This window comes from Candidatus Poribacteria bacterium (assembly GCA_009839745.1).
Lineage (GTDB): Bacteria > Poribacteria > WGA-4E > WGA-4E > WGA-3G > WGA-3G.
In genome coordinates this window covers 16,245-33,579 of record VXPE01000030.1, presented here as the reverse complement: position 1 = coordinate 33,579, position 17,335 = coordinate 16,245, and the positions used below count along the sequence as shown (strand labels likewise).

Below are 17,335 nucleotides of genomic sequence, written 5' to 3'. Positions count from 1 at the left end.
CTGGCATCCAAGCCAAATTTGTGCTAAACTTCTTAACGGCACTTCATCAATGGGTATAACGATGTCGTCCCAATTTTAAAACACTTCAAAGAGGATCCATAAATGCCAACGCCAAAAGAGGTTTTTGATAATCCTTTGCAGTATCTGGATTTCCTACAGTCCGCTGGTTTTGAAAGGCAGCGATTTGACTGGAAAGAGGTTAACACTGACTCGGGGAATCAAATAAATACCCTTAAGGAAAATATTAAAAAATGCATCTCTGCTTTTGCTAATGGTATGAGAGAAGATGGGCTGGTGGTACTTGGTATCACTGATGACGGAACTATTACAGGGACACAACATGTTGATGAAGCGACAATGAACAATATTTTGCAAGTTGTCCGCGATTTAAGGAACCACACAACGCAGGTGCAAGAAGTAGAGTTGCCGAATTCGGGTGCAAAACGATTACATTTTTTGTACACGCCGTGGACTCCACACGCAATTTGTGAAACGATCGAGAATTTTCCAAAGGCATGGAAAAGGGTTGGGGCCCAAAACCTTGCATTGACTGAACCAGATAGGGAGCATCTTAAACGGGAAAAGAGGATAGTTGATTTTGAACAATCCTACTGCTGCCCCTACGATCCCGGTGAGCTTGATATAAAAGTGGTCGAAGAGTTTAAGAAGGCTTACCTTGCGGACAGGGATGCCCAGTACGATGATTATACAACTGAAGAAGTTCTGGAGTTAGCCGGTGCACTCATAAAAGAGAAAGGTGAATACGCGTTTACCAATGCAGGTTTTCTGTTTTTTGCCGCAAATCCTCGCAAGCGTTTTGCAAGTGCGTTCATAAGAGTCCTACGTTTTGAAGTAGACGTTGAGGAGTCTGAGGACCGAGGCGCGACAACCTTCGATAAAGATTTCGATGGAGCACTTCCAAACGTTATCCGTAAACTTCAAACCTTTTTCAAAGATTCCGCTCTTTTTCGGACGATGATAAGACGAAGTTCTCACGGAGGATTCATGGAAGATCCTGAATATCCACTATTAGCAGTTGATGAAGCAATTGTAAATGCCGCTATTCATAGAGATTATGGGGCTACCTCACCGATTCACTGTATTGCGTATCGAAATGGTCTGGTGGTGGAAAATTGGGGAGGCATTCTCCAGCAAGTCCCCCAGTTCTTCAGTCTCGCGGATACTGTCCTCGATTCTGTCCTACGCAATCCCAACATTGCTGGATGGATGCGTCTCATGAAAGATGAACGCGGGCAGCCTTTAGTGCGTGCCTTGAGAGAAGGCACAAGAAGAATGCTTCAAGAAATGACAAAAATAGGGCTGCCAGCACCACATTATGAAACGACTTTTGTGAAAACTTCTGTGACACTCTATAATCGTTTTGAGGAGAGGTTGGAACCCCACGCCTACACACTTACAAAAAACACCCGTGATAACACACCCGCAACATCTCCCGAACAAGGCGGACTCAAAAAGACACTACGTTCAATTGGAGAACGTCTCGCTAAAATCCAGTAAAAGGGAACACACGTGAGCAAAATAAAGTCGATAGATTTACCTCTGAATTGGCAAACCGTAAAATTTGGAGACGTTGCCACATTTACCAAAAAGCCAAAAGATTTACGGTATTCTGACTATAACGAAGTCCCCTTTGTACCGATGAACTTGGTTCCAATTGCCACATTATTTTCAAAGGAATTTATACGCAAACCATCAGATAAAATCAGTAGCGGAACCTACTTTGAACCCGGGGACATTCTTCTTGCTAAAATTACACCCTCTTTTGAAAATGGTAAACAGTGTATCATTCAGGAATTACCAACACCGTTTGGTATCGCAACGACTGAAGTAATTCCAATTCGTGAAGTTGAGGGAGTCAGTGACAAATTCTATCTTTTTAATTATTTGTTACTTCCCGACGTGCGTTCTTTGCTTACGGAGAGAATGCAAGGCACAACAGGCAGACTGCGCTTAGGGACTAAAACACTTGCTGAGTTGGAAATTCCGCTTCCGCCATTGGCAGAACAACTCCGCATTGTTGCCAAGATAGAGGCACTGTTTACACAATTAGACGCAGCGATTGATAGCCTTAAAAAAGCACACGCACAGTTGCAACGGTATCGTCGATCAATCCTTAAATCTGCTTTTGAAGGCGAGTTGACAAGGGAATGGCGCGAAGGATATTCGGGTGAACTTGAACCGATGTCGGTTTCAGAAGTTTCTACGCAGGAAGGTTTATCAGAGTTGCCTGAGGGTTGGGAGTGGACAACCTTAGCAAATTGTGCCGAGATTTTAGATAGCCAGCGAATACCGATAAACGCAAAAGAACGGGAAACCCGGATAAGCGGTAAATCTGAGTCAGAACTTTATCCATACTATGGGGCAACTGGACGAGTTGGGTGGATTGATGATTATTTGTTTGATGAGGAACTCGTCTTATTAGGAGAAGATGGTGCTCCATTCTTGGACTTTTTAAAAGATACAGCATATCTCATTAGGGATAAGAGCTGGGTAAATAACCATGCCCATGTCTTGAGAGCAAAATCTGAGGTCACATCAAATCAATTTTTATGCCATTATTTGAATACATTTGATTATCATGGGTACTTGACAGGAACAACAAGACTAAAACTTAATCAGTCGGCGATGCGAAAAATACCTGTTCCGCTCCCGCCCCTTCCTGAGCAGAAACAAGTTGTCTCTGAACTTGAGCGAAATCTTTCAGTTGCTGATGAAATTGAGGTAACCATTAAGTCAGAACTTGAACGCTCGGAAGGTCTACGACAATCTATCCTTAAGCAGGCCTTCTCTGGCAAACTTGTGTCGCAGGATCCGAGCGATGAACCGGCAAGCGTGTTGTTGGAGAAAATTCGAGCCGAAAAGAAACAGCAGCAACCGAAAAGAGGAAAGAAAACAACGAAGTCAAAAACACAGAACAGCGATAACTATCCACTCCTTATACCATTTCTAATTGATGATTTCTCTTAAAAGGGTTTCCTACCGTTTTTGGTTATGTTCCGTGCGGTTAGAAACCGCACCTACCGGGCCTGGATGGACGGTGAGGCTAATGCAATATAAACTTTTAGAGATGGTATTACATTAGGCGGAGCATTGGAACAGAATGATGGTTCTATCGGCGATGCGTCGTTGACTGAATTGTGAGGTGGTAAAGATGAATAAAAAAGATCGAGACGAGTTTAACAGAAAGGATACCGATCCGCTTCTTGCATTAGCAGGAACGTTGGAGTGGGATGCCACAGAAATAAGGAAACGCTTAAAGAATGCTGTTCGCCCACAGATCCGCGTGGTTAAAGGACCATACGAAGACCATCCAGATCCGCTCATTGCCTTGGCAGGAACGTTGAAATCCAATGTGACAGATATAGGTGAACGCCATGACGACTATATCGCAGACGCGCTGCTGGCAGAATTATGGGGAGATGCGGATGAATAAAGTAGACCCGGAGCGTAAGGCAAGAGAAACTTTTGTTCTCGAACTCCTACGCCAAGGCGATATTAGTGCCGGTAGAGCAGCACAATTGCTTAATATTTCGCGATGGGATCTCTCGGATCTGATGTATGCAGCCGGAATCTCTCCTTTTGACGACAGCCTCACAGCAGAAACATTAGATGCTGAAGTTAAAAGTACGTTGAAGGATTTCGATGAATTGGAAACATGAAGTTGTATGAATCGACGATTTGCTCATTCACACGCGTTAAAATCGAAAATTGATATTGTATTTAATGACGGGTCTGTGTTAAAATGAAATAGCGATAAATTAATATTAAACTTTGATAGGTAATACATGATGGATGCCCAAAAAAAGAAACTTGATTTTGCGAAACCTCCGGTAGATGAAGTTGTATTGAGTGTTCTTTTCAAGCCTCTTAATGGCTTCCTTGCTCCCCACCTTGGGTCACTTTGGCAAGAATTTAAAAAGGATCAGTTTGCGCGTATTGTGGAACGTCCGCTTGTTAATCCTACTATTGAGATCTTTCCGAACCAAGGTGAGGAAACTGAGTTTGAAATTAGTAATGTTCCTCCCTTCCCACGAACTTGGTTCATACATGAGGGTGAAAGCAAAATATTGCAAGTTCAACGTGATCGGTTTACATTCAATTGGCGTAGAACTGATTCAGATCAGGAATATCCGGGTTTCTCAGCAATCTTTGAAAGTTTTGAAGGTTTTTATAACCGTTTTGGCGAAATTATGAAAAACTTGGAACTTGGTTCGGTAACTCCGTTGCAGTACGAGTTAAGTTATATCGATCAACTTATGCACGGGGATGGTTGGAACGTTCTTAATGATATCGGAAAAGTGTACAACATGTTTGTTGATTCTCAACACTCCAATTCATTTTGGAAGGAGGCGGAATTGATGATCTTCCAAACTTCATTTTCAGTGCCGGATTTACGAGGCCGGTTGCATCTCGCTATCAGTAATCGTGTAAAGATGCCCGATCAACGACAAACATTGCAGACAGATTTTACAGTACGTGGTTTTCCGGAAAACGCTGCATATCCAATGGAAATGTGGTTCAAAGAAGCTCGAGACGAAATTCGAGAGAAATTCATCAGCATGTTCACGGAAGATATTCAAACACAAATATGGGAGCGGAAACAATGATTAAATATAAAAGTTTTGGACTACGCGACCAAACCTCTCAGAACCAGATGGAGTCGGAATTCATGAGTGCCCCCAATATCCCGTCGTTAACGCCTTATGCTGTGGATACGCAGACTTATGAATATAATTTACCAATCGGATATAATCCGCCAATTGCAGATGATTGGATTAGCAGCTTATCGTCTGCTGCTGATCCATATTTGTCATGGCTGGATGATGGACATCAACAGTTAGAAGAAGTTCGCGAGGAGGTGGAGGAAGCTTGTACATTGGATAGCGAAATTGTTCCTGTCCCGGATATGGCGTACAAGGAAACCCGTCTTCTACTAGAATTCTTTTTTCATTGCAATGTATCCATGCCGGACATCGGTTGGTTAATGGATGGTGGCATTGGGTTTGAATGGAGGTCAAGGGATCGCAAAGGTATAGCAACGATGAGCATATACGGAGACAATCAGGTTGTTTATGTTGCATCTTTAGGAGGCACGCGTAGAGTCAAAGGAACTTGTGAATTATCAAAATTTCCGTCACTTACCCGCTTTCTTACAATGTTGGTTACCTCATTTTCTGAATAAAGCGACACTGTCGCTAAATTTGATAAAACCATAATTGCTAAGAGACCACTGACGGCATATTTTTCAAGTGCTCTTGCCAGGAAATCTCTACATACTTTTTGATGTTCCTTTAGTGTCAGTGTACACAACCGTCAATCCCGCAAGTTCTTGACCGGTGCAATTCTCAGCTGTGCCTTTCCTATATATGTTACTTAGGTAATATCCTTGAATAAAGCACCTAATATGAATATTTCACTGGATGAGAAGTTAACCTATTTTATTAACTCTAAGAGCGGTTATGCTCGCACAAAAAAGGAAGTCAAAGCGAGAGCGTTTGCCCCAACATCAGGGAGTCCAAATGAACTTTCTGTATATCGTATCTCATCACTCACTAAAAGCGAGATATGGGAAATTGGGAGGAAATATGTTGAAGGAAAGATCAAAATAAAAGCAAGGGCTGACTTCTCAGCGAGTATATTTTATGAGAACCCATTTTTTCTTGAGAGAAATATTAAAGTAGTTCCAGATCCGCACCCACATGAACTCCATGCAAACATTATACCAATTCCAACAATTATAGAGGATCGAGATGAGATTTTCGGCGAACTTGCCCTTTTCTGTGAATTGGTTATGCGGCCCGAAAACCTTTGATTTCAGACTAACACAACCCATTAAAGGATATCCATGTCCAACGAATCCGCAACAATTGTTCAAAAGCTCTGGAATTTCTGCAATGTGCTTCGAGATGACGGAGTGAGTTACGGCGATTATGTCGAACAACTTACGTATCTGCTGTTCCTGAAACTCGCTGACGAGTCGACAAAGCCGCCGCTTAACAAACCCTCAACCATTCCTGCTGAACTGGATTGGGAGAGTCTCCTCAAAGAGCGCGGTGCTGCACTTGAAACACAATATGTCAAAATCCTTCGAGAATTGAGCACTCAGAAGGGGCTGCTCGGTGTGATCTTCCGAAAATCACAAAACCGGATTCAGACACCTGCAAACCTGCAACGGCTTATCCACCTCATCAATGATGAAACATGGAGTGGGATGACGGCGGACATCAAAGGCACTATCTATGAAGGGCTTTTACAGAAAAATGCTGAGGACACCAAAAGTGGAGCAGGTCAATATTTCACACCACGCCCCCTCATCAAAGCGATGGTAACTGTGATGCGCCCGCTTCCTATGAGAACTGTCTGTGATCCAGCGTGTGGGACAGGTGGCTTTTTCCTTGCAGCATATAACTATATCTCCGAAAATTACAACTTGACCCGCGAACAGAAGGCGTTTCTTAGATTTAAAACCTTCGCGGGGACAGACATCGTTGATAACGTGGTGCGCTTGTGCGTAATGAATTTGTACTTGCACGGTATCGGTGGAACAGAGAGCCCTATTACAACCGATGATAGTCTCAGAAGTGCTACAAAGGATCGCTATGACATGGTGCTTACGAATCCACCGTTCGGGAACAGGAGTAGTATTACAATAGCGACTGACGGAAGTAAACAGAAGAACACCGCCTCTACTTATGAACGCGAGGATTTCTGGGCGACAACCTCAAACAAACAGTTCAACTTCCTCCAGCACATCAAAACCATCCTCAAAACAGATGGCCGCGCTGCCGTCGTTCTTCCAGATAATGTGCTCTTTGAACGCGGCGCGGGGGAGACGATTCGTCGACAACTCCTCAAGCAATTTGATGTCCATACATTGTTGCGACTGCCAACGGGTATCTTTTATGCGCAAGGGGTCAAAGCAAACGTCCTCTTTTTTGACAAGCGGCCTGCGCGTGCGGAGCCGTGGACACAGAAACTTTGGATCTACGATCTACGGACGGATAAACGTTTTACCCTCAAAACGAATCCTTTACGTGATGCCGACCTACAAGATTTTATTACCCGCTACAATCCGAAGAACCGCTATGAACGGGTCGAAACCGAGCGTTTTCGTGCCTTCAACTACGAAGAACTTGTTCAACGCGAGCATGCCAATCTCGACATCTTCTGGTTGAAAGAGGACTCGCTTGAGGATGCAGCGGATCTCCCTGCGCCAGATGTATTAGTAGCGGAAATCACTAAAAATTTAGAGGCTGCATTAACGCAATTTCAATCCATCCAAAATGAATTAGACGATAACGATTAAATGAAAACACATCTCCTTGAAAACCTTCTCGGTTGCGAATTGGAAGAAACGCTCGCGGCAATTTCGTCAAACACTGCCGCCCTTGAAAGTTTTTTCTCTACACTTCCTACAGAGACACTTGAAAACGACCTCACACCGCAGTGGGTGGTGCTTGCAGCGGGTAAAGGCACCCGCATCGATCCCACCGGACGCTTGAGCAAAACGCTGGACATCACCTTCGGTGAGCGGAACACACTCCAACTTTCGCGACGTTACCTGCTCGGCGATCGCCCAGATATTGTCGTCATTAACCCACAGATGGCAGCGCGTATTGAGAAAAACGGGGATCCCATGCAACTCTTGGGTCCCGATGCTATCCCGTGTATCCAAGAAGAGATGAACGGCACAGGGGGTGCCTTACAAGCAGCACTGCCAGCGCTCCAAGCGTCCGACGCAGAATGGATTGGGGTGGCATTCGGTGATGAACCGTTTTTGGATCGCGAGATTTTCGCACAGACACTGCTCTCCCACTTCATTTCTGGTGCGGATGTCACGCTCTGCGGCAAGATCCCTGAAACAGTCGTGGATAAGGGCGGACTCTTTTTCGACGCTGACGGACAACTCACCCGCACCAAAGAGTGGTATGACATGACAGCGGCGGAAAAACAGGAGATGTGGGACCGATGGCATCGCGGTGAGGCGTATACCAATACGGGGATCACACTGATTCGGAAAAGCGTGCTGATAGAACGGATACATCGGTTGCAACCCCACACAAATCGAAACGATGAACTCCACCACGTTGACCTCATTCGACACTGTTATGCGGACGGATTGAAAACCAACGCTTTCATCTATCGCGGGGAAGTGCTGTCAGGCGTTAACCGATGGTCCAACGTGCTATCGGGTGAAGCCGCCCTGTTTGCTGAAATCCGAGAATCTCTGGCGCGGAAAGGCGTTCGCGTTGACCCTGCAGCACAGATAACAGTGGACAGCGAAGATATTGAGATAGGCACGGCGTGCTATCTCCTCGGTAGGGTGCATCTCGGCGAAAAGATTCGGATCGGGGATTACTGTCGGCTTGAAAACGTTACACTGCTGGGCGCGACACTGGTTGGGGATGCGGTCGGACTGCAGAACGTCACTGCAAACGATACAACCTTTGAAGCGAATCCGATACCTGAAAGGTTAGCGGCACCTGTCCGGGGACTTGCTACAGGTAGCACCATTGAAAATAGCATTTTCGATGCCGTGAATGTCGGGAGCAACGTTCAGCTTTCATCCATTGCGGCGCGGGGGACGGTGATCCCCTCCGACACGCTCTTGTCACATCGGACACTCGGTGTGCCACCAGCGCAATCTCCACCGGCTGTGCCAAAGTCGCTTTTCGAGCAGATTGTAACAGTCGAATATATCCCTGGGGTTTTCACCTTCGGAGAGAAAAAAGGGTTGCCGGATTGGGAGAACCTTCGGCAGCATGTCCAGTCCCATAGCGCGACGGAATTAATCCCACGTGCGACGGGAAATCCACAATTGCAACAAGTCGCGTGCGATGCCGTAAAAACACTTTTGGATCTTCGACGCGCCAACGGGGATTACCTCATCGAATCCCTCACACCTGAAGAACTCTGGGGCAGTATCTTCGAGATGGTCACACGCCACACAGGCAATCCGAACCCCTATCACCACGATAAACTGAAAGCCCGACAGACGGCACTCGCACTCCTCCCTGAGTTTTGGAAGGACAATTGGTTAACCCGGTTGAAATTGGTCGTCGCAGGCAATATTATCGATTACAGCAGTGAACGGGTTGTCAAAAAACTGAAAACGAATCCTGACTACTTTTCTGAATCGCTGCGTGCAGCGGTTGACACCTCTTTTTCTATCGACTGTTATGAAATGTTCTGTGAAAAGGTGATTGACGCTGTGCCACAGCACATCCTTTGGCTTGCTGACAACGATGGAGAGGTGATTTTCGACATCGCCTTCGTCCAAGAACTCGTGAAGTGTGGACACCATATCGTTATTGTTGGGAAGGCGGACAACGCCAGCAACGATGCGACCCTAACAGATCTGCAGGAAATCGTGGGGTATCCGCAATTTCGAGAAGTCCAAACAGCGATACAGGAGGGGATTGTGAAACTCATGTCGTCAGGCGCGAAGACGATCGGGACGAACCTCTATCAGGGGACTCCTGAATTTTTCAACGCCCTGTTGGATGCAGACCTTGTTATTTCAAAAGGGCAAGGGAACTTCTTTACGACACCCGGTTGGACAAAAGACACATTTTACTTACTTCTTTCCAAAGGTGTAACGGCAGAGCAGAGCACGGGTGTTATCGCGGATCGGAATTTAGTGATTGACGGACTGATTCTATCTTACGTCCCAGGTGGAACAAAACGGGTTGTGCCGCTTCGGGAACTTTTTTAATTATACCTTGCAGGTAAGTGACGTGGATTAAAACTTTGATATTTCATAAGTTCGAGTCGCCGTCCCCTAAATTAAAAAACCTTGGAAATCGTAAATTCCCGTTTGCCTGAAGTGGGAAGTGGAATCTCTTTTACAAATTCTATTGTAACGATGACATCAGCACCGAGTGCCTCCTGAATCTTCTGGACCATATATCGGCGCGCCGCTTCTGTCCACTGTGTGTTAACGACCACCTTCAAGAGGCAGCGTCTAAGTGTCTCTTGGATGAGTTGGAACTGCTCCAGACCAACGACGTTATAGAATTGCTGTGTGAAGTAACCGGCGTGTATCAATGTGCTTGTTCTCGTTCGGAAGGTAGCCGTGCTACGTCCGAGCAAGTCCGCCAAAACAGGTAACGGACTGCCACATGGGCATGGCTCATCGGAGAGACGGCCAATGTCTCCAATTCGATACCGAATAAACGGCATCGCGTAGTTATTGAGTTGTGTGATGAGAATGTCCCCGGGCTGCGTGTATGGGTCAGGACTGTCTATTTCAAGGTAGAGGTCGCGGCAGTTGATATGCAGGTGCCCCTCTTCACATTCCATTGCGATTAATCCGACCTCACGTCCGCCGTATCGGTTATAAACTTTTGTGCTAAAAATAGTTTCCGCCAAATCACGATGGTGTGAATGGAGCATCTCCGCCGAAGAGATGATCCCTTTCAAGTCCCACCTTGGCTTCAGACCATTCTCAAAAATGAACCTCGCGAACTGGTAAAGCGATGACGGGTAAGCAAGAATTGTTTGTGGCGGCGATTCGTCCATCTTCTGAAATGTCGTCCGCATCTTTAGGTCTGTGAGATGAAAACCGTTGAGCCAATAGTGATTCCGCCAAAAATTTTTCAGTTGATGCCGCCAACCTCGAGAGGCGCTGACATCTGAGAGGTCACCCCAGATAATTAATTGATGTTCACCGAAATTCCAGCCTGCCCATTGGTCGAAATAGTATACGCTCAAGTTCCGTTGATTCCAATAGTTTCTGTCCTGATAGAAGGTAAGGGGTTCTCCTGTTGAGCCTCCTGTAGCGTTTTGGATCCGGTGCCGCTGCGGAACCGCTTCGGAGCAGAGACGCTCCAACTGCTCACGAATGTGCCTTTTTTCAAGGGGTGGAATTTGTGAAATATCTGAGGGTTCTGCTTTGAACAATTCACGGTAGTAGGGTGTTGTCTGGTATGCATGCCGGAGGAGTTTCTCTAATTGTGATTGCTGGAACGCTAAGATGTCTGCACGTGGGGCATTCAACAGCGCATCGATCTGAGACAGTTGTGAACCGTACGTGACGCCTTTACGATAGGTATTGTAGGCGCGCCACGCAGCCTTTGAGATGAACTTTTTGATGGTGGAACGGATTGACATGTTTTTTAAACCACTTGTTCTTGGGCATGGTTCCTCTGTTTTCACTGCGAAGCAATGGAAACGTTTTCTTCGGAAACCTGCTTAGAAGGAATTTCCTTTCCGGTGTAAGCACCCCAGTGAGGAGCAATGTCTATAGCGGATCAATATGGGGTGAATATCCTGATGGGAACTGATCGCTCACGGAACGACCATCTTGAAAAAGTTGTCCAGCATCTGGATTTTCAGGCTCGACCGGTGCTGGGAAATCACGCCATTTATCGCCGTCAAGCGGACGTTCATAGCCATCCTCTCGGAACCGTTCAATCAAGCGTTGTCGATAGGTGTTGAGAATTCCACTGTATGCGGGATTACCCGCAAGACTTCGGTCATCAAGTCTTCCCTGTAGCCGTCTGAAGAGCCACTCCTTTCGATCGGCGGCAGAATAGATATATTTGTATTCCTCTGTCAAAAGCATATAGAGGCCTGTGCTTTCCTGTCCCAATTGCCCGACGATTGCATCTCGGTGTGCAGTCCCGGTGGCAATATCGGCAAGATCAGCTCCGCTCCGATCTGCTGATAGCGGGAGGTCTGCTGCGCCGAGACTGGTTGGAAGGACATCCACCAGACTGGTCGGTGTGTCGCATTGCGCGTTTGCCGCGAAACGTTCAGGGTAGCGGACAAGTAGCGGGATCCGAGCCGCCGCGTCCAAGAAGGAACGTTTTCCATAGCAGTCGTAGTCGCCGAGCAATTCACCGTGATCGGACGTATACAGGATGAGCGTGTTGTCCAATTGGTTTTCTGATTCGAGGTAATCAAGGATGCGTCCGACCTGATAGTCGATGAAAGAGATGGCGGCGTAGTAAGCAGCTCGCATTGTCCGCAGAAGGTTCATATCCCGTCCTTGGTCCCGGTACTTATACCGGTTTTGATGCCGATTCCAGTAGGTATGCAGATGTTCATAATCTGCAGGAAGGAACGGGAGTGGCATTTCGACCGTGCGGTAGAGCCGACTCCACGGCACCGGGGATTCAAACGGCGGGTGTGGTTTGATGAAACTGCTCCAACAGAGAAACGGACGCCCCGTATCGCGCCCAGAGAGGAACGCCAGTGTTTTATCGCCTACCCACTGTGTGTGATGTAAACGGGCAGGCAGTTGTGAGGGTTGTGGGATATAGTAGTACTCACTCCGCTCACCGTGTGGTGCGACGATATGGTCATAGTCGTTCTCACGTAGAAACTCGGTGAAATCATCGGGCCCCGGACCCTCTTCGGAATAGTCTCGCGTTTCAAACCCCCACATCTTACGTCCCTGTGGTGAAAAATGCATTTTACCGATACCGTGTGTCTGGTAACCTGCTGCGTTGAGCATTTCCATCACTGAGACACGCTCCTGCGGCATTGGCGAATTGTTTGTGCATCCAGTTTCGTGTGCCCACTGACCGAGCAGAAAACTGCAACGGGAGGCGACACACACGGGGGATGGACAATATGCTGACGTAAAACTCGTTCCCTCCCGAACGATACGGTTGAGTCCTGGGGTTTGAATGATCGGATTTCCAAGCGCACTGACCGTATCAAAGCGTTGCTGATCCGTCATCAGAAAGATAATATTCGGTTGTTTCGCCATGCGGGTTCCGGTCCTTTGAAAAAAGTAGTGCTGTTAGCAGATCAATTACAAATAACATATCAGATTTTCGGACAGAACGCAACGAAAAATTATTTGATCGTTCGACGGTTGTCTTTTATTTCCTGTTGACTTTTGATCGGATGTATGATAACATTTATAGAAAAAAGCAGAGACTTTCATAATGGCTTATAGTAACTTTACCTTAGAAGCAGTCCGAACAACATTCGGATTAGAAACAGTTGAATCGGCGGGTACCTTTTCCGAAATAGCACCGGTGGCTCCGAGTGACCATCTTATGACCGCTTTGTCGAGAAATGTGCCTTTAGCTGTAGCAATAGGTACAGAAAAGGCAAAGTCAGAGATGATAGTCGCTAATGTTCTTATAGAACTCCGCGAACAATTTGAGCATCGCATTAGTCTTTTTTCAGGAATTGATTTTAGTGTTGATGTTGAAAGTGGATTAACCGGGGTCTGTGATTTTTTGGTAAGTCTGTCACCAGAGCAGTTTTATTTAGAAGCACCTGTTATTGTGCTTGTTGAAGCAAAAAACGCTGATGTGAAGCTCGGGTTAGGACAATGTGTCGCTGAAATGCTCGCCGCACAACGTTTTAATGAGGAGAAAGGGAATAACATTCAGTGTGTTTACGGTGTTACGACTTCAGGTACAGATTGGCTCTTTCTCAAATTGGAGGGGCAGAAACTCCACATTGACATGGGAGTCTATGCGATTGGGCAATGCGACAAAATTCTGGGTATCCTTTCAAGTATGGTCTCCCAAAAAGCGTAAAGAAAAAATGGACAAACATGGAAATCCGTCCCTCGGTGTAAAATGCAGAAATGGTATGAAAACAGAAAACTTCTGAACACGTTCATCGCTTTGATGTGTGTCAGTTTTATCGCTTACTTTTTCTTTCACTGGCGATGGGGATTACCCCTCTTCCTGTGCAGCGGCACGGCAATTATGGTGAGAGGTGTCGTAAAAATTACGATGCGCATGCTAAGTAGAAAAAGACGCAAGGAAGAATAGAAAACGCAATCCAAAGCGTGCAGCCTGCAACAATACGCAGCAATACGCAGAAATACGCAGAAACACCCTATCAAAGACCCCAAGCAAAAACGCCCCAAGCAAAAACATGCAGGCGGATATATGCCAATTAACAGTATTTACTCAATGAACCTCATCGAACCGCGAGGAATAATTAAAAGATGAAGAGACGAACGTTCATAAAACTAAGCGCGATTAGCGCAGCCGGCATGGTCCTACCCCTTCAATTGGAAGCGGACGCGGCAGCAGTGCCACAAATGAAGCCGAGCACACTGATAACCCCGAATGCTGATTTCTATATCCTACAGATTGGGGATCCTGTTGAACTGGACGCCGCGACATGGCGATTGCCAATGACCGGGCTCATTGAAAAACGGATACCCCCGCTGCGACTCGAAGAGATCACAGCGATGGAATCCGTCACAGCGATGCGAACCTTGAAGTGTATCGGCGACCCGATCGGCACAGAACAGATGAGCAATGCGGTGTGGAAAGGCGTTCGGTTGCGCGATCTGCTTGAAAAAGTCGGACCCACATCCGATGTCAAAGTGGTCGTCTTCCGGTGTGCAGATGGCTACCATACCGCGATTCCTCTGGAGGACGCGATGCACGATGAGACGCTTCTCGCTTATGAAATGAACGAGGAACCCTTACCGACTGAACACGGCTTCCCTGTCCGATTGCTGAACCCCGGTCATTACGGTACGAAAAATCCGAAATGGATCATCAACATCCAGTTGGCGAGGGAACACGAAAGTTACTGGGAGAAACGGGGATGGGATCCGATCGCGAATGTAAAACTCGCCACAATGATTGGGACACCGAGTGAAGGCGAGGAAATTCCTGGCGGCAAGGTCTACACAGTCAGTGGCGCAGCGTTCGATGCAGGCAATCACGGCGGTATCAAGAAAGTAGAAGTGAGTATCGACTACGGACAGACGTGGGAAGAAGCGGAAATTTGGGCGAAAGATACCCCGCTGGCGTGGGTGCTCTGGAAATGGGAATGGCAAGTTCCTGAAGAATCGGAACCTGTTGAGATTTACGCAAGAGCCACCGGCAACAGTGGTGTTACGCAAGACGAAATCGGTATTGAAGTAGAACCCGTTGGCGCGACAGGCTATCACATGATTGATGCCGAGATTGTGATGCCATAATGTAGGAGGGGTCTTCAACTCCGATGCCTGAATGCGCCTGAAACCGCTCCAACTCCTCACTGTTTACGTGCCGGTCCTACTGCTTGACTTTGCCCTGAGCAGCATCTTAACGAATACCTCTTTTTATACCAGTCATTTAGGACTCTCCTCAACCTTCCTTGGCATTTTAATGGCAATCACTAACGGGATTTTTGCGCTGCTCGCGATCCCCTGTGGGAGGCTCTCCGACCGGATAGAGCGTCGGTATATTCTTTACGCCGCGTGTTTGATGCTCGGTGCTGCCTGCATTGGACTCACCTTTTGTCGAAATAGCGGACATCTCCTGAGTGTCTTTCCTGGAATTGGTATCAGTATGGCACTCTTCTGGCCCGCTTACGAAGCCTGGCTTGCCGAGAGGGAAGGTGAAGGTGAATTAATCCAACGGATTATGCTCTTCAACTTATTTTGGAGCATCGGCACGACCTTGGGGCCGGCGTTCTCCAGTTATCTCTACGGCGCGGTCAATCCGTTTAGACCTTTCTATCTCGGTGGTGGGGCGTGTCTGCTCACGCTCTTGACAATTTATGCGTCCCGTATTGCCCAATCCGATCCCTCACGTCCGGCTGACCAGACCGATGCATCTGACGCAGAACCCCCTGAGATACTCTATCCTCCTCCACCCGTTCGAGCGACATATCTCCACGTTGCACGGTGTGCGAATTTTGTCTCATGGTTTGCCCTGGGTGTCCTACGGCGGCTTGCACCGAAACTCATGTTAGAGATGGGGATACGTCCCGCAATATACGGAAATCTGATGCTCGTTCTCGGTGGTGTGCAAACGGTGGCGTTCCTGGTCCTCGGGACCGGTTACTCGACACGGTGGCACTATCAATTCACGCCATTACTCATCGTTCAACTCCTGGCAATCCTGAGTTTCCTCGGAATCGGGTTGACCCAACATACGATTCTCTGGGCTTTTGCTTTTGCGGTGATCGGTGTGTCTGTTGCGTTTACCTACTTCAGCAGTCTCTATTACGGTCTGGATCGGCATATGGATAAGGGGAATAAAAGTGGATGGCACGAAGCCATCTTGGGTGTTGGAATCATGTTAGGTCCATTTCTGGGCGGTATCGCAGCGGACTCAACATTGGGGGTTCAGAGTCCTTACCTACTTTGCGCTGTAGCGGTTGTTATCGCGATCCTCATAGAGATTTTGATACTGCTCAAGAATTCTCAACGTCAAGCACATTCGCCTTGATGTAGTCTTCATCGGGTGTAACACCCAGACCTGGACCGTCCGGGACCGTGGCGACGTGATCATGGATGTGGATGCCACGCACCGCCATAGTTTCCAGAAAAGCGGGTGCGTTGAGTTCAGCGGGAAGAACAAGGTCCAAAGTTGAGAAGAGGTGCACGCTCGCGATGAACCCGATTCCGGCTTCTGTCAATCCGCTGCCGAGGAGTTCAAGTGAATTGGCTTCAGCGATAGGCACACTCTTCAGACATGCGTTTAACCCGCCAGATTTACACACCTTTAAAACGACAGCATCTGCACATTCCAAGCGTGCGATCTTTGCCAGATCGAAGTAGGTGAAACACCCTTCGTCAATAGCGATTGGGATTGAGGCATCTTCGCGGACACGCTTCATACCGAACCAATCCTGACTTGCGACGGGTTGTTCCATACAGTAAATTTCACGGACATCTGCGACCCGTTTCAACAATTCAAGCGCATTCGTTGGGGTGTAAGACTGATTCGCATCGATCCAGAGTTTGGCATCGGGTGCGGCTTCATGCACTGCGCGTAGGCGTTCTTCATCTTCCGCGGGTGTTCCAGCCACCTTCACTTTGAAACAGGAGCACGGTGACAAGGCTTTCGCCTTTAATCCCATTATCTCTGGTGTATCAATACTCAGCGCATAGCAGAGCGGTAGCGTATCGTGGCGTTTCCCGCCGAAAAGGGTATGTAGCGGCACCTCAAGGATTTTTCCTTGCAGGTCGTGTAAAGCAATATCCACGGCGGCTTTCGCGAACGGGTGTCCGTTGCTAACGGCGGGTTTCAACGTCTGATAAATCGATGCTTGGATTCGGTTGAGATTCAGAGGATCGCGTCCGAGGAGCAACGGGGCGATGTGATGTCGAACCGTGGTTGTGATGGATTCGGTGGTTTCGTAACTCCATGAAGGGAGGGCGCGTTGTTCACCCCAACCGACGTAGCCATCGTCTGTTGTGAGCTTGACGAAAACATGGTCGCCTGCGGATCCCGGATCACCAACGAAACCGGTTCCGATATTAAAGATGTCTTTCATCCCGACGGCAGTGGGATAAACGTCTACATGGGCTATTTTGGACATGTGCGATAGGTTACTCCAATTTTGGAAAGTGTCTCTGTATTTTAGCATACATCTGAGCAATTTA

16 protein-coding genes are annotated in these 17,335 nt (G+C 47.3%); 13 read left to right on the top strand and 3 right to left on the bottom strand.

The genetic code is table 11. The features are described 5' to 3' along the window. Positions 1–102: 102 nt before the first annotated feature. The 9 genes from F4X88_04165 (at position 103) to F4X88_04125 (ending at position 9,736) form a co-directional block, all read left to right on the top strand. Positions 103–1,518, top strand: coding sequence for a hypothetical protein (locus tag F4X88_04165; protein MYA55471.1), 1,416 nt, complete (start codon positions 103–105; stop codon positions 1,516–1,518). A 12-nt stretch (positions 1,519–1,530) separates the two neighbouring features. Next, positions 1,531–2,988 (top strand): hypothetical protein, encoded by a 1,458-nt coding sequence (locus tag F4X88_04160; protein ID MYA55470.1) that lies wholly within the window; start codon positions 1,531–1,533, stop codon positions 2,986–2,988. Positions 2,989–3,172: 184 nt separating this feature from the next. Further along, positions 3,173–3,454, top strand: coding sequence for a hypothetical protein (locus tag F4X88_04155; GenBank protein MYA55469.1), 282 nt, complete (start codon positions 3,173–3,175; stop codon positions 3,452–3,454). After that, complete coding sequence (locus tag F4X88_04150; protein ID MYA55468.1) at positions 3,396–3,680, top strand: hypothetical protein; 285 nt, start codon at positions 3,396–3,398, stop codon at positions 3,678–3,680. Before F4X88_04155 ends, F4X88_04150 begins: the two co-directional genes overlap by 59 nt. Positions 3,681–3,806: 126 nt before the next feature. Further along, complete coding sequence (locus F4X88_04145; GenBank protein ID MYA55467.1) at positions 3,807–4,628, top strand: TIGR04255 family protein; 822 nt, start codon at positions 3,807–3,809, stop codon at positions 4,626–4,628. Then, complete coding sequence (locus tag F4X88_04140; GenBank protein MYA55466.1) at positions 4,625–5,203, top strand: hypothetical protein; 579 nt, start codon at positions 4,625–4,627, stop codon at positions 5,201–5,203. The genes F4X88_04145 and F4X88_04140 overlap by 4 nt, the downstream gene beginning before the upstream one ends. A gap of 204 nt (positions 5,204–5,407) precedes the next feature. Further along, positions 5,408–5,833: a hypothetical protein gene (locus F4X88_04135; protein MYA55465.1), complete on the top strand. Its 426-nt coding sequence runs from the start codon at positions 5,408–5,410 to the stop codon at positions 5,831–5,833. 33 nt (positions 5,834–5,866) lie between these two features. Further along, positions 5,867–7,327, top strand: a complete 1,461-nt coding sequence (locus F4X88_04130; GenBank protein ID MYA55464.1) for an SAM-dependent DNA methyltransferase — start codon at positions 5,867–5,869, stop codon at positions 7,325–7,327. Beyond that, positions 7,328–9,736, top strand: coding sequence for a DUF89 family protein (locus F4X88_04125; GenBank protein MYA55463.1), 2,409 nt, complete (start codon positions 7,328–7,330; stop codon positions 9,734–9,736). Positions 9,737–9,807: 71 nt separating this feature from the next. Here F4X88_04125 and F4X88_04120 read toward each other — a convergent pair whose 3' ends face one another. Together F4X88_04120 and F4X88_04115 are read right to left on the bottom strand one after the other, a co-directional pair. Further along, complete coding sequence (locus F4X88_04120) at positions 9,808–11,133, bottom strand: phenylacetate--CoA ligase family protein (GenBank protein ID MYA55462.1); 1,326 nt, start codon at positions 11,131–11,133, stop codon at positions 9,808–9,810. Positions 11,134–11,263: 130 nt separating this feature from the next. Next, positions 11,264–12,739 (bottom strand): sulfatase-like hydrolase/transferase, encoded by a 1,476-nt coding sequence (locus F4X88_04115; protein MYA55461.1) that lies wholly within the window; start codon positions 12,737–12,739, stop codon positions 11,264–11,266. Positions 12,740–12,920: 181 nt separating this feature from the next. Here F4X88_04115 and F4X88_04110 point away from each other — a divergent pair, with 181 nt between their 5' ends. From F4X88_04110 to F4X88_04095, 4 genes are all read left to right on the top strand, one after another. Further along, entirely contained in the window at positions 12,921–13,526 is a 606-nt protein-coding gene (locus F4X88_04110) for a hypothetical protein (GenBank protein MYA55460.1), read from the top strand. A 42-nt stretch (positions 13,527–13,568) separates the two neighbouring features. Next, a complete protein-coding gene (locus tag F4X88_04105) occupies positions 13,569–13,766 on the top strand; it encodes a hypothetical protein (GenBank protein ID MYA55459.1) in 198 nt (65 codons plus the stop codon). A gap of 179 nt (positions 13,767–13,945) precedes the next feature. Beyond that, positions 13,946–14,938 carry a molybdopterin-dependent oxidoreductase gene (locus F4X88_04100; GenBank protein ID MYA55458.1) on the top strand — a complete coding sequence of 331 codons (993 nt, stop codon included), beginning with the start codon at positions 13,946–13,948 and terminating at the stop codon, positions 14,936–14,938. Between the two features lie 31 nt (positions 14,939–14,969). Next, entirely contained in the window at positions 14,970–16,175 is a 1,206-nt protein-coding gene (locus F4X88_04095; GenBank protein MYA55457.1) for an MFS transporter, read from the top strand. On the opposite strand, the gene F4X88_04090 is transcribed toward F4X88_04095, so the two are convergent. Continuing rightward, positions 16,141–17,271 (bottom strand): muconate cycloisomerase, encoded by a 1,131-nt coding sequence (locus tag F4X88_04090; protein ID MYA55456.1) that lies wholly within the window; start codon positions 17,269–17,271, stop codon positions 16,141–16,143. The two genes, F4X88_04095 and F4X88_04090, sit on opposite strands and share 35 nt — an antisense overlap. Positions 17,272–17,335 lie beyond the last annotated feature (64 nt).

Bases quoted from the DNA above. Each gene is read 5' to 3' on its own strand.
- F4X88_04140 (MYA55466.1), top strand. From the start codon at position 4,625: ATGATTAAATATAAAAGTTTTGGACTACGCGACCAAACCTCTCAGAAC.
- F4X88_04095 (MYA55457.1), top strand. From the start codon at position 14,970: ATGCGCCTGAAACCGCTCCAACTCCTCACTGTTTACGTGCCGGTCCTA.
- F4X88_04125 (MYA55463.1), top strand. From the start codon at position 7,328: ATGAAAACACATCTCCTTGAAAACCTTCTCGGTTGCGAATTGGAAGAA.
- F4X88_04090 (MYA55456.1), bottom strand. From the start codon at position 17,271: ATGTCCAAAATAGCCCATGTAGACGTTTATCCCACTGCCGTCGGGATG.
- F4X88_04150 (MYA55468.1), top strand. From the start codon at position 3,396: ATGACGACTATATCGCAGACGCGCTGCTGGCAGAATTATGGGGAGATG.
- F4X88_04100 (MYA55458.1), top strand. From the start codon at position 13,946: ATGAAGAGACGAACGTTCATAAAACTAAGCGCGATTAGCGCAGCCGGC.
- F4X88_04110 (MYA55460.1), top strand. From the start codon at position 12,921: ATGGCTTATAGTAACTTTACCTTAGAAGCAGTCCGAACAACATTCGGA.
- F4X88_04165 (MYA55471.1), top strand. From the start codon at position 103: ATGCCAACGCCAAAAGAGGTTTTTGATAATCCTTTGCAGTATCTGGAT.
- F4X88_04155 (MYA55469.1), top strand. From the start codon at position 3,173: ATGAATAAAAAAGATCGAGACGAGTTTAACAGAAAGGATACCGATCCG.
- F4X88_04115 (MYA55461.1), bottom strand. From the start codon at position 12,739: ATGGCGAAACAACCGAATATTATCTTTCTGATGACGGATCAGCAACGC.
- F4X88_04105 (MYA55459.1), top strand. From the start codon at position 13,569: ATGCAGAAATGGTATGAAAACAGAAAACTTCTGAACACGTTCATCGCT.
- F4X88_04145 (MYA55467.1), top strand. From the start codon at position 3,807: ATGATGGATGCCCAAAAAAAGAAACTTGATTTTGCGAAACCTCCGGTA.
- F4X88_04120 (MYA55462.1), bottom strand. From the start codon at position 11,133: ATGTCAATCCGTTCCACCATCAAAAAGTTCATCTCAAAGGCTGCGTGG.
- F4X88_04130 (MYA55464.1), top strand. From the start codon at position 5,867: ATGTCCAACGAATCCGCAACAATTGTTCAAAAGCTCTGGAATTTCTGC.